This is a genomic window from Streptomyces sp. NPDC059853 (assembly GCF_042731495.1).
GTDB lineage: Bacteria > Actinomycetota > Actinomycetes > Streptomycetales > Streptomycetaceae > Streptomyces.
The window spans coordinates 1-10,458 of record NZ_JBHWJL010000176.1 but is presented as its reverse complement, the minus strand read 5'-3'; the positions used below and the strand labels follow the sequence as shown (position 1 = coordinate 10,458).

Genomic DNA, 10,458 nt, shown 5'->3' with positions numbered 1-10,458 from the left:
CACGAAGAAGGGGCACTCCTGTGTCCGGCTCACCCGGGACGACGGCCGGGTGCTTGTCATCGACCCCGGCGGCTTCAGCGAGGCGGACGCCGCGCTGGGCGCCGACGCCATCCTCGTCACGCACGAGCACCCGGACCACTTCGACGAGGGGCGGCTGCGCGCCGCCCTGGAGGCGGCCCCGCACGTCGAGCTGTGGACGCTGCGCAGCGTCGCCGATCAGCTCTCGGCGGCCTTCCCCGGCCGGGTGCACACCGTCGGGCACGGCGACAGCGTCACGGCGGCCGGCTTCGGCGTCGAGGTGTACGGGGAGCTGCACGCGGTGATCCACCCCGATCTGCCACGCATCACCAATATCGGCTTCCTGGTGGACGGCGAGGTCTTCCACCCGGGCGACGCGTTCACCGTGCCCGAGCGGCCGGTGCACACGCTGCTGCTGCCCCTGCACGCTCCGTGGAACAAGTTCTCCGAGGTGGTGGACTACGCGCGCGAGGTCGGCGCCGAGCGCGCCTACGCCGTCCACGACGGCCTGCTGAACGACACCGGGCTCGGGGTCTACGGCCGCAATCTGGGGCCGCAGGGCCCCGGCCTCGGCGACACCACCGGCTACGCGCGGCTGGCCCCCGGCGACTCCACCACCCTCTGACCCGCGAGAGAGATCCCGATCCGATGCGTATCGCCACCTGGAACATCAACTCGATCACCGTCCGGCTGCCCCGGCTGCTGGCCTGGCTGGAGAGCAGCGGCACCGACGTCCTGTGCCTGCAGGAGCTGAAGTGCGCCCCCGAGGCGTTCCCCGCCGAGCAGCTGCGCGAGCTGGGCTACGAGGCGGCCGTGCACGCCGGCGGCCGGTGGAACGGGGTGGCGGTGGTCTCCCGGATCGGGATCTCCGAGACGGTGACCGGCCTGCCCGGCGGCCCGGAGTACGACGGGCTGAACGAGCCGCGCGCGGTGGCGGCCACCTGTGACGGGGTCCGGGTGTGGTCGGTGTACGTGCCCAACGGCCGCGAGGTGGGGCACCCGCACTACGCGTACAAGCTGCGCTGGCTGGCGGCGCTGCGGGAGGCGGTGCGCGGGGACGCGGCGGCGGGGCGGCCGTTCGCGGTGCTCGGCGACTTCAACATCGCCCCGGCGGACGAGGACGTGTGGGACATCTCGGCGTTCGAGGGGGCCACGCATGTGACCGCCGAGGAGCGCGAGGCGCTGGCCGCGCTGCGCGGTACGGGTCTCGCGGACGTGGTGCCGCGCCCGCTCAAGTACGACCGGCCGTTCACGTACTGGGACTACCGGCAGCTGGGATTCCCGAAGAACCGGGGCATGCGCATCGATCTGGTGCTGGGCAACAAGGCGTTCGCGGGCGGGGTCGAGGACGCGTACGTGGACCGCGAGGAGCGCAAGGGCAAGGGGGCCTCCGACCACGCCCCGGTGGTGGTGGACCTGAAGCTGTAGCGCGGCCGGGCGAGTTTCGGCGGGCGAACAAGATCACGGGTGTGGCCCTGTGGTGCCGGGCCCGGCCGGAGTGGGACGCTGCACCGCATGAACATCCCTTTCCTGGACAACTGGCGCAAGCGCGCCGATCCGCGGCCGGGGGCGCCTCCGGGTCAGCGGAGCGGGGACAGCCCGTGGGGCGAGGGCGTCGCACAGCTGCTGTCCGAGTGCGAGTTGCTGCGCTCCCGGGCGCTGGCCGCCGGGGTGGTGCTCGGCGACACCGCGCACTCCCTGGAGGCGCTGGACCAGTTGCTGCCGCGCTGGCGCGACGATCCGGAGGAGCTGGCGGGCCTGGGCACCGACGCGGGTCTGTATCTGGGCACCGTCCTGGTGCGGACGGTGCCGGGGGCGCGCTGGGTACCGGGGGCGCGCGGCGGCCCGGTGGTGGTGCTGGCGTCGGGTCGGCGGGTGGATGTGCTCGCCGCCGGACGGGAATGGGCGGAGGCCGGGGCGCCGGAGCTGTCCCAGGTGTACGCGGCGTCCGCCCGGCTGTGAGGCGGACGCGGCCCGGGCCGCGCACCGGAGCGGGATGGGCCGGCGGCCGGCGGGGTGCGTAGCCCTCGGCCTCAGGTGCCGAAGCCGATCGTGTACTCCAGCCGCCAGCGGTCCCCGCGCAGCACGGTGTCGGAGGTCTCCACGGCGCGGTCGTGCTCGTCGTAGTGGGTGCGCTGCACCGAGGTGAGGCACTGGCCGGGCGAGCAGCCCAGCGCGTCGGCCTCCGCGCCGGTGGCGGGCCGGGAGGCGACCGTCTCGGTGGCGCGCACGACGCGGATGCCGATGGCCGCGAACCGGCCGCGTACGCCGCGCCGGGCGTAGGGTCCGCGTTCGGGGTGGAGCACGTCGGTGCCCTTGGTGAGTTCCAGCGGCTCCCAGCTGGTGGCGAGTTGCAGCGGCCGGCGGTCCGCGAGGTATTCGTACTGGGTGCACATCAGGGGTTCGCCGACGCCGACGCCGAGCCGGTGGGCGATGTCCGGCGGCGCGGCGATGGCGGTGGAGGTGGCCTCCCAGATCAGGTCGGGGGCGTTCGTGCCGGGCCCATCCGCGCCGGAGAGGATCCGGACCCGGGCGGCGAGCGGGCTGTCGACGGCGCCGGTGGAGCGGACGAGCACCCCGAGCGGCGCGCGGTCGCTGACGAAGACACCGCGCCCGAACTGGCCGGTGGCGTAACCGGCGGCCTTCAGCACCCGTACGGCGCGATCCACGGTCTGGTCGCTGGCGGTGTAGGTGCGCTTCAGCTCGGCGCGGGAGGGGATGCGTGCCCCCACCGGGAGGGTCCCCTCGTCGATCTGCTGCCGCAGATCGTCCGCGATGCGCTGGTACACGGGCCGGGCGTCGCCCATCCTCATCATCCTTTCCGCCGACGTCCAGGCTACGTCACTATGTCACGCCGCGTCAGAGGTCCTTACTCCTGGTGAGCTTGGGCTGGGGAGCGGTGGCGGTCTTGGTGACGTCGGCGACGAGTTCGACGACATCGGGCCCGTAGGCCTGGGAGTTGACGACCTTCAGCAGCAGCACGAAGGTGCCGCCCGAGCCGTACTTGCGGCTGAGCCGGGCGTTGTGGCGGGCCAGGTAGCGGGCGGCGGCCTGGTGGGTGATGGAGCGCTGGCCGCAGGCGAGGAAGACCGGGCGGCCCTCCTGTCCGGCGGTGAGGCGGGCGAGGAGGACGTGTTCGACGGAGCCGTTCTCCAGCCGGTAGCGCTCGCTGCCGATGACGAACGCCCCCCGGTCGGGTCCCGGGTCGGCGTCCGTGTTGACGGAGACCCCCGGCAGCAGACTGTGCAGGTGGGCGGCGGAGCGGCGGTTGGCGACGGGGCTGCCGAGGCAGAACTCGGTGCGTTCGCCGAAGCCCTGGCGTGCGGTCTCGCCGGATATCAGCTGGGCACGGGCGCCGCAGTTCTTCACGACCGCCGAGAGTTCGAGCAGGGCCATGACATCGTTGCGGGCCACCGCGCCGTCGGTGCCGGTGTCGCGGCTGACCACCAGCACGCATTCGGAGTTGTCCGGCAGGCCGAAGAACTCCTGGCGGCGGCGGTGGGCGTGGGCGCTGAGCCGGGAGCGGGCGAACCAGCCCAGGGCGAGGGCGGCGAGGGCGGTCACGGCGACCGCGATCACGAGGGTACGGGCGTCTTCCGTCATGGCCGGACCCTACCGGCGGGGTGCGACGGTCCTCGACCCCTCGGGCGGTGCGGGCGGGCACGGCTGCGGCGGGGTGGCAATCGCGGCGGATTCGGCGACGTAGCGCTGATGCCCTTGCCACGGTGTGTGACGGCTCCTAACGTCGCACCGGGCCCGCCGGGCGGGTCCGGCCCCCAGTTCACAGGAGCAGCCGATGGCCGAGGCCGATGTTGTGCGTGCCGCGCTGGTGCAGGCCGCCTGGAGCGGTGACACCGAGTCGATGATCGTCAAGCACGAGGAGCACGCGAGGGAGGCGGCCCGGCGCGGAGCGCGGGTGATCGGCTTCCAGGAGATGTTCAACGCCCCGTACTTCTGCCAGGTGCAGGACGCGCGGCACTACCGCTGGGCGGAGCCGGTGCCCGGCGGGCCGACCGTGGAGCGGCTGCGGTCGCTGGCCCGGGAGACGGGTCTGGTGATCGTGGCACCGCTGTACGAGGTGGCCGACGCGGGCCACTACTACAACACGGCGGCGGTGATCGACGCCGACGGCACGGTGCTGGGCGTCTACCGCAAGCACCACATCCCGCAGCTGCCCGGATTCTGGGAGAAGTTCTACTTCCGCCCCGGGAACCTGGGCTGGCCGGTGTTCGAGACGGCGGCGGGCCGGATCGGCGTGTACATCTGCTACGACCGGCACTTCCCGGAGGGCTGGCGCGCGCTGGGGCTGGGGGGCGCGCAACTGGTGTACAACCCCTCGGCGACCTCGCGCGGCCTGTCCGCGCACCTGTGGCGGCTGGAGCAGCCGGCGGCGGCCGTGGCGAACCAGTACTTCGTCGCGGCGATCAACCGGGTGGGGACGGAGCGCGAGTACGGCGACAACGACTTCTACGGCACGAGCTACTTCGTCGATCCGAGCGGGCGGCCGGTGGGCGCGCCGGCGAGCGACACCGAGGAGGAACTGCTGGTGAGGGACCTGGACCTGGGACTGATCGAGGAGGTGCGCCGGACGTGGGCGTTCTACCGGGACCGGCGGCCGGACGCGTACGAGGGGCTGGTGCGGCCATGAGCGCGGGATCGCTGTACGAGCGGCACCGGGCGGTGCTGCCGGGCTGGCTGGCGCTGTACTACGAGCGTCCGCTGGAGCTGTCGCACGGCGAGGGCCGGCATGTGTGGGACGTGGACGGCAACCGCTATCTGGACTTCTTCGGCGGCATCCTGACGACCATGACGGCGCACGCGCTGCCGGAGGTGACGAAGGCGGTCGCGGAGCAGGCGGCGCGGCTGGTGCACTCCTCGACGCTGTATCTGAGCCGTCCGATGGTGGACCTCGCGGAGCGGATCGCGGATCTGTCGGGCATCGAGGACCCGCGGGTGTTCTTCACGACCTCGGGCACCGAGGCGAACGACACGGCGCTGCTGCTGGCCTCGGCGTACCGGGGCGGCGCCAACCAGGTGCTGGCGATGCGCAACAGCTACCACGGGCGGTCCTTCTCCACGGTGGGGATCACCGGCAACGCGGGCTGGTCGCCGACCACGCTGTCGCCGTTGCAGACGCTGTACGTGCACGGCAGCGTCCGGACCCGGGGCCCGTACGCGGGGCTGCCGGACGCGGAGTTCACGGCGGCGGCGGTGGCGGACCTGGAGGACATGCTGGCGCACACCCGCCCGGCCGGGGTGGCGGCGCTGATCGCCGAACCGGTGCAGGGCGTCGGCGGGTTCACCTCGGGGCCTGACGGGCTCTTCGCGGCTTTCCGCGAGGTGCTGGCACGGGAAGGGATCGTGTGGATCAGCGACGAGGTGCAGACCGGGTGGGGGCGTACCGGTGATCACTTCTGGGGCTGGCAGGCGCACGGGGCGGCCGGGCCGCCGGATCTGCTGACGTTCGCGAAGGGCATCGGGAACGGGATGTCGATCGGGGGTGTGGTGGGCCGGGCCGAGATCATGAACGCGCTGGACGCCAACTCCATCTCCACCTTCGGCGGCAGTCCGGTGACGATGGCAGCCGGGCTGGCGAACCTGGGCTATCTGCTGGAGCACGATCTCCAGTCCAACGCCCGCCGGGTCGGGGCGCTGCTGCGGGAGCGGCTGGAGACGGCGGCGCGGCGGCTGGCGCTGGTCCGGGAGGTGCGCGGGCGCGGGCTGATGATCGGGGTGGAGCTGGTGCGGCCGGGCACCGACGTACCGGACCCGCGGCTGGCGGGGCTGGTGCTGGAACGGGCCAGGGAGGCCGGGCTGCTGATCGGCAAGGGCGGTGGCCCCGGCGCCGGGGTGCTGCGGATCGCGCCGCCGCTGAGCCTGACGGAGGCGGAGGCCGCGGAGGGCGCGGACCTGCTGGTGGGCGCGCTGGAGCGGGCCGAGGCCGAGTGGGAGGGCGCGGACCGGTCGTAGGGTGGCCGCATGGACCAGCAGGTGGAACACGATGTGGTGGGCGGCCTGGGGCTGCTGACGCTGAACCGGCCGGCCGCGCTGAACGCCCTGACGCCGGAGATGGTGGCGGTGCTGGCGGCGGCGCTGGAGCGGTGGCGGGACGATCCGTCGGTGGGCGGGGTGGTGCTGCGCAGCGCCTCGCCCCGGGCGTTCTGCGCGGGCGGGGACATCCGCGCGGCGCGGGCGGCGGTGCTGGCCGGGGAGCCGGAGGCGGCGGACGCCTTCTACGCGGCCGAGTACGCGCTGAACGGCCGGATCGCCGCCTTCCCCAAGCCGTATGTGTCGCTGATCGACGGGCTGGTGATGGGCGGCGGGCTGGGGATCTCGGTGCACGGCGCGGTGCGGGTGGTGACCGAGCGGGCGGTGTTCGCGATGCCGGAGACCCGGATCGGGTTCTTCCCCGATGTGGGGGCGAGCTGGTTCCTGCCCCGTCTCGGCGCGGCGCTGGGCCGGTACCTGGGGCTGACCGGGGCCCGGCTGGACGCGGCGCAGGCGCTGGAGTGCGGGCTCGCCACCCACTTCGTGCCCGGGGACGACCTGCCCGCGCTGGAGGAGGCGCTGCGGACGGGCGGGGCGGACGCCGGGGTGGTGCCCACGGTGGAGCGGTTCGCGCGGCCGGCCCCGGCGGTGGACGCGGCGTGGACGGAGCGGCGCACCCTGATCGAACGGTGTTTCGGGGACGGGCGGTTGCCGGAGATCCTGCGGCGGCTGGCGGCCGAGCCCGGGGAGTGGGCGCGCGCCACCCTGGAGGAGCTGTCGGGTTTCTCCCCGACCAGTCTGGCGCTGACGGCCGAGCTGCTGGAGCGCGGGGCGGTTAGCGCCGGTCTGGAGGTGTGCCTGGAGCGGGAGCTGATCCTGGCCCGCCGGGTGGCGCGCGGCCACGATTTCGCGGAGGGGGTGCGGGCGCTCCTGGTGGACAAGGACCTGGCGCCGAAGTGGCGGCCGGACGACCTGGCCGAGGTCGATGTACGGCCGTGGCTGGCGGACGTCCCCCGGTAGCGGACGGGCGGCGGGCTTGCCCGTTGGTGCAGCCGGGCGGCCGGTACCCCGCGCCGCCTGCTGCCGGTGCACGGGGTGCGTGCGGCCGCCGGGAGCCGGCCTTCCCGTGCCGGGGCGGCAACCGCGCCGCGGCGTCCGTGCAGCCGGAAGCCGGACCCGTCCCCGGTGACGGAACCCGGCGAAACCGCTCCCCCGCGTCGGGTGTTGTGGCCCCAACGCCTCCCGCAGTGGTCTGGACATGACAGCGGACGCCTCGTACTGTCCCGCCGAGCGCATCCCCCCCACGCCCGTCCCCCTCCGAGGAGCGGATCTGCCATGACCCCGCGCATCCCCCGCCGCCGCGCCCTGGCCGGCCTCGCCGCCCTGCTCGCCGTCTCCACCGCGGCGCTCTCCGCACCGGCCACGGCGTCCGCCGCCGACGCGCCGCCCACCGTCCCCTCGGCCGCGGACACCTGGACCGAGGTGGGCTCCGACCGCGCCGACCCGCTGACCGAGAGTCAGGGCCTGGCCTCCATCGAGGTGCCGGCCAACAGCCCCAACCGCTACACCGGCATCGGCACCATCCCCGCCGAGCTGCGGCTGCGCGGCTGGAACCACGTCGGCGACCCGGACGCGCACCACGACGGCCACTACATCGAGCCGTACCAGCGGGAGTCGGGCACCACCAAGATGTTCCGGGTGCAGGCGCCGGGCGGCTCCTGGTCGGAGTACGAGCACACCCTCTCCCCCGGCGAGGCGCTCAACAACTCGTGGGTCGCGATCTCGCCCGACGGCCAGTGGATGCTGTCGGGCGAGTACGGCACCATGAGCCGGCTGCTGGTCTTCCCGACCCCCGGCGTCAACCCGTCCACCTCGCCCTCGGCCGACCTCCCGCAGGTCGCCACCGTGCGCCTGGACCGGCCCGTCCGCGATGTGCAGGGCTGCGACTTCACCGGGCCCACCACGCTGCTGTGCTCCTCCGACGACCCGGAGGGCGCGCTGTTCGGCATCACCAAGCCGCTGCTCCAGGTCGACCTGTCGGCCGCCCCGAGCGGCGCGGCCGATGTCGACGGGCAGGTCACGGCGTTGCGTCAACTGCCGCTGCGCAGTGCCTGCTCCGGCGCCTTCGAGGTGCAGGGCCTCGACTACGACCGGCGCTCGGGGACGCTGCGGGTGATCGTCATGTCGCCCGGTTTCTGCGTGCTGACCGACAGCATGACGTACCGCTTCAGCCGCGGCTGATCCGTCGGGTACCCCGGCACCGGACCGGAGGAGGGTGCGCCCCGGCGGGCACACCCTCGGGCGGTCGGGGCGCTCAGGGGGTGCAGACGTTGGTGAGTTCGCCGACGGCGTCCCGCAGCGGTGTCATGTCGGGTGCGGTGTCGCCCTCGGCGACCGCCGTCTGGACGTTGTTCACCGCTTCCTTCATCTGCTCGACCGCCCGGGAGACATCGGCGTCGCCCGTGGACTCCCCGAGGTCGGCGAGCTGGCTGTCGATGTCGCTGAGGGATTCGTCGAGTTGGCCGGGTTCGCTGCCGACCTGCTCGATACTGCGCTGGATGTCGTCCACCTGCCCCGCGATGGTGTCGGCGACCCGGACGCAGTCCATCGCCTTCTCCACGGCCGCGCAGCCCGTGGTGAGGGTGAGGGCGAGCGCGGCGCCGGCCGCGAGCGTCAGGGGAAGGGGACGGGGACGGGAACGTCGTGTCATGGGATTACCTCGATCCGGTCGGATGCGGTCACGGTGGCGACAGCATGACGGAAGCCCGCAGCTGCCGTCCGGTGAAGGGGTGTGGTGGTAACTCCGGGAGAAGCGCGCCGTGGTGACGCGAGGAGCGGGCGGGAGCGCGGGGGCGCACCGGACCGGGCCGGGGCGCCGGGGCCGGAAGGACCCCGCGCTCCGGCGCGCTCAGCAGCGCATGACGCGCGGGGCGGCCGGGTCCGGCGGGGTGGGCGGCCCGGCGGACGCCGCCCGGACGGCGAGCCGGGGCGGCGGGCCCGAGACGGTGGCGGCGGTGGGCCCCGGGTGCTCGGCCGCGGCCGGGCTGTCCTCGCCCGCCGCCCGGTACCGGCGGTGTGCCGCGGCGTCCTGGTCGGCGCTCTGCGCCCGGAGCAGCGTCCGGTCGTCGTGCGGCACGGCGGTGCGTGCCGAGGCGGACGCCGCCGACTCGGCCGGCTGGAGCGTGGGGCCCACGCCTCCCACGAGGAAGACGGCGAACAGGAAGAGCGCGGCCACGCCTCCGCACAGGGTGCGTACGCCGCGCGCGTTGGCCGTCATGGCTGCCTGTCTTTCGTTCCGGTGCCCTCACGGCCGTCAGCGGGCCGCCCCGGGACTTCCGGAAGGTGTCCGGCCAGGATAGGCGCACTTCCTGAAGCGCAGCTGAACGCGCGGTGTGCGTTCCGTGAGAGGAACGGCCGCATCGGCGGGCTCGTCCGGGCGGGCGAGGCGGTCCCCCGGGGCCACCGGAGAAGCGCGGCCCCCACGGACGCATCCACCGCCGCCCGTACCGCTGTCGGCGCACGCGGACCGGCGCCTGGGCACCTCCCGCACGTCAGGGGGCTCCCCCGCCCGCGTTTGCGGCGATGCCCCCAGGAGATTCCGTACGATGCCGCTGACCGCGGCCGGGTGGCTGCCGGGGCTCACCGCCGTGTGCCCGGCCGGAACCCGCACCCGCACGCGGTGGGACCGCCCGGCCCGGCCGTCGGCGCCGGTGAGAGCATGAGCGCACCATGCGGTTGGACGGAGCGGTGCGCGGCATCAGGGCGGCGGTGTTCGCCGGTGTCTGCGTCGTCCTCGCCCTCGTCGGCCACGTGCACGCCTCCGGGGCGCCCGTACCGCCGCTCGTCGCGCTCGGGGCGTTCACGGCCGTCGCCCTCGGCGCCTGGCTGTGCGCCGGGGCGGACCGGCGGCCCGTCACCGTCACCGGCGCGGCCCTCGGCGTCCAGGCCGGTCTGCACCTGGCGTTCTCCGCCGGACAGGGGGCCGGAGCGCCCCCGGACAGTACGTCCGCGGTGCGGGATCTCGCGCGCGCTCTGCTGTGCGGTGACGGTCCGTGGACACCGCTGTCCCACGACCGGGCGGCCGAGCTGATCACGGCCGCGGGGCTCACCGTGCCGGGGCACGACCACGCGGCCCAGGGCACCGGGGGCCACCACTCCGCCGGGATGCTCCTCGCCCACCTCGGCGCCGCCCTGCTGTCGGGCCTGTGGCTCGCCTGGGGCGAGCGGGCGGCCTGCACGGCGCTGGGGCTGCTCGGCCTGTGGCTGGTCGCGCCCCTGTGGCTCGCCCGGCTCCGGTCGGCGCCCGTCCCGCACCGGCCCGGGCCCGCCTGCGGGCCGTCCGCGGACGTTCCGGCGCTCCGGGCACGCCTGTTGCTGCACACGGTGATCTCGCGGGGGCCACCGCGCCCCGGGGCTGTCGTCTGACGACAGCGGGGAAGCGCGACGCGGGAC

General features: G+C 74.5%; 12 protein-coding genes. 8 read left to right on the top strand and 4 right to left on the bottom strand.

Translation table 11 applies throughout. From position 1 onward, the window contains the following. From ACFV5N_RS18265 to ACFV5N_RS18255, 3 genes are all read left to right on the top strand, one after another. The coding region (locus tag ACFV5N_RS18265) for an MBL fold metallo-hydrolase (protein ID WP_385600642.1) at nucleotides 1-643 on the top strand (643 nt) is incomplete at its 5' end. A 23-nt stretch (nucleotides 644-666) separates the two neighbouring features. Continuing rightward, complete coding sequence (locus ACFV5N_RS18260) at nucleotides 667-1,446, top strand: exodeoxyribonuclease III (protein WP_385600639.1); 780 nt, start codon at nucleotides 667-669, stop codon at nucleotides 1,444-1,446. An 87-nt stretch (nucleotides 1,447-1,533) separates the two neighbouring features. After that, nucleotides 1,534-1,980 (top strand): DUF6278 family protein, encoded by a 447-nt coding sequence (locus ACFV5N_RS18255; protein ID WP_385600637.1) that lies wholly within the window; start codon nucleotides 1,534-1,536, stop codon nucleotides 1,978-1,980. Between the two features lie 71 nt (nucleotides 1,981-2,051). Here ACFV5N_RS18255 and ACFV5N_RS18250 read toward each other — a convergent pair whose 3' ends face one another. Then, entirely contained in the window at nucleotides 2,052-2,825 is a 774-nt protein-coding gene (locus tag ACFV5N_RS18250) for a GntR family transcriptional regulator (RefSeq protein WP_385600634.1), read from the bottom strand. Between the two features lie 52 nt (nucleotides 2,826-2,877). Further along, the gene (locus tag ACFV5N_RS18245; RefSeq protein ID WP_385600631.1) at nucleotides 2,878-3,621 is read right to left on the bottom strand and encodes a hypothetical protein; all 744 of its coding nucleotides are present in this window, start codon (nucleotides 3,619-3,621) and stop codon (nucleotides 2,878-2,880) included. Nucleotides 3,622-3,814: 193 nt separating this feature from the next. Between ACFV5N_RS18245 and ACFV5N_RS18240 the strand changes: the two genes are divergently transcribed. The 4 genes from ACFV5N_RS18240 (at nucleotide 3,815) to ACFV5N_RS18225 (ending at nucleotide 8,247) form a co-directional block, all read left to right on the top strand. Then, nucleotides 3,815-4,666 carry a nitrilase-related carbon-nitrogen hydrolase gene (locus ACFV5N_RS18240; protein ID WP_385600628.1) on the top strand — a complete coding sequence of 284 codons (852 nt, stop codon included), beginning with the start codon at nucleotides 3,815-3,817 and terminating at the stop codon, nucleotides 4,664-4,666. Next, a complete protein-coding gene (locus tag ACFV5N_RS18235; protein ID WP_385600625.1) occupies nucleotides 4,663-5,988 on the top strand; it encodes an aspartate aminotransferase family protein in 1,326 nt (441 codons plus the stop codon). Before ACFV5N_RS18240 ends, ACFV5N_RS18235 begins: the two co-directional genes overlap by 4 nt. 9 nt (nucleotides 5,989-5,997) lie before the next feature. Continuing rightward, nucleotides 5,998-7,026 (top strand): enoyl-CoA hydratase/isomerase family protein, encoded by a 1,029-nt coding sequence (locus tag ACFV5N_RS18230; RefSeq protein WP_385600622.1) that lies wholly within the window; start codon nucleotides 5,998-6,000, stop codon nucleotides 7,024-7,026. Nucleotides 7,027-7,341: 315 nt separating this feature from the next. Next, nucleotides 7,342-8,247 (top strand): hypothetical protein, encoded by a 906-nt coding sequence (locus ACFV5N_RS18225; protein ID WP_385600619.1) that lies wholly within the window; start codon nucleotides 7,342-7,344, stop codon nucleotides 8,245-8,247. A 73-nt stretch (nucleotides 8,248-8,320) separates the two neighbouring features. Here the strand turns inward: ACFV5N_RS18225 and ACFV5N_RS18220 are convergent, their stop codons facing one another. Together ACFV5N_RS18220 and ACFV5N_RS18215 are read right to left on the bottom strand one after the other, a co-directional pair. Continuing rightward, the gene (locus ACFV5N_RS18220) at nucleotides 8,321-8,716 is read right to left on the bottom strand and encodes a hypothetical protein (RefSeq protein ID WP_385600617.1); all 396 of its coding nucleotides are present in this window, start codon (nucleotides 8,714-8,716) and stop codon (nucleotides 8,321-8,323) included. Nucleotides 8,717-8,914: 198 nt separating this feature from the next. Then, the gene (locus ACFV5N_RS18215; protein WP_385600615.1) at nucleotides 8,915-9,283 is read right to left on the bottom strand and encodes a hypothetical protein; all 369 of its coding nucleotides are present in this window, start codon (nucleotides 9,281-9,283) and stop codon (nucleotides 8,915-8,917) included. Between the two features lie 452 nt (nucleotides 9,284-9,735). Here ACFV5N_RS18215 and ACFV5N_RS18210 point away from each other — a divergent pair, with 452 nt between their 5' ends. Beyond that, the gene (locus ACFV5N_RS18210) at nucleotides 9,736-10,431 is read left to right on the top strand and encodes a hypothetical protein (RefSeq protein WP_385600612.1); all 696 of its coding nucleotides are present in this window, start codon (nucleotides 9,736-9,738) and stop codon (nucleotides 10,429-10,431) included. Nucleotides 10,432-10,458: the final 27 nt, after the last annotated feature.

Coding starts and splice junctions, on each gene's coding strand:
- ACFV5N_RS18260 (WP_385600639.1), top strand. CDS start 667: ATGCGTATCGCCACCTGGAACATCAACTCGATCACCGTCCGGCTGCCC.
- ACFV5N_RS18255 (WP_385600637.1), top strand. CDS start 1,534: ATGAACATCCCTTTCCTGGACAACTGGCGCAAGCGCGCCGATCCGCGG.
- ACFV5N_RS18250 (WP_385600634.1), bottom strand. CDS start 2,825: ATGGGCGACGCCCGGCCCGTGTACCAGCGCATCGCGGACGATCTGCGG.
- ACFV5N_RS18245 (WP_385600631.1), bottom strand. CDS start 3,621: ATGACGGAAGACGCCCGTACCCTCGTGATCGCGGTCGCCGTGACCGCC.
- ACFV5N_RS18240 (WP_385600628.1), top strand. CDS start 3,815: ATGGCCGAGGCCGATGTTGTGCGTGCCGCGCTGGTGCAGGCCGCCTGG.
- ACFV5N_RS18235 (WP_385600625.1), top strand. CDS start 4,663: ATGAGCGCGGGATCGCTGTACGAGCGGCACCGGGCGGTGCTGCCGGGC.
- ACFV5N_RS18230 (WP_385600622.1), top strand. CDS start 5,998: ATGGACCAGCAGGTGGAACACGATGTGGTGGGCGGCCTGGGGCTGCTG.
- ACFV5N_RS18225 (WP_385600619.1), top strand. CDS start 7,342: ATGACCCCGCGCATCCCCCGCCGCCGCGCCCTGGCCGGCCTCGCCGCC.
- ACFV5N_RS18220 (WP_385600617.1), bottom strand. CDS start 8,716: ATGACACGACGTTCCCGTCCCCGTCCCCTTCCCCTGACGCTCGCGGCC.
- ACFV5N_RS18215 (WP_385600615.1), bottom strand. CDS start 9,283: ATGACGGCCAACGCGCGCGGCGTACGCACCCTGTGCGGAGGCGTGGCC.
- ACFV5N_RS18210 (WP_385600612.1), top strand. CDS start 9,736: ATGCGGTTGGACGGAGCGGTGCGCGGCATCAGGGCGGCGGTGTTCGCC.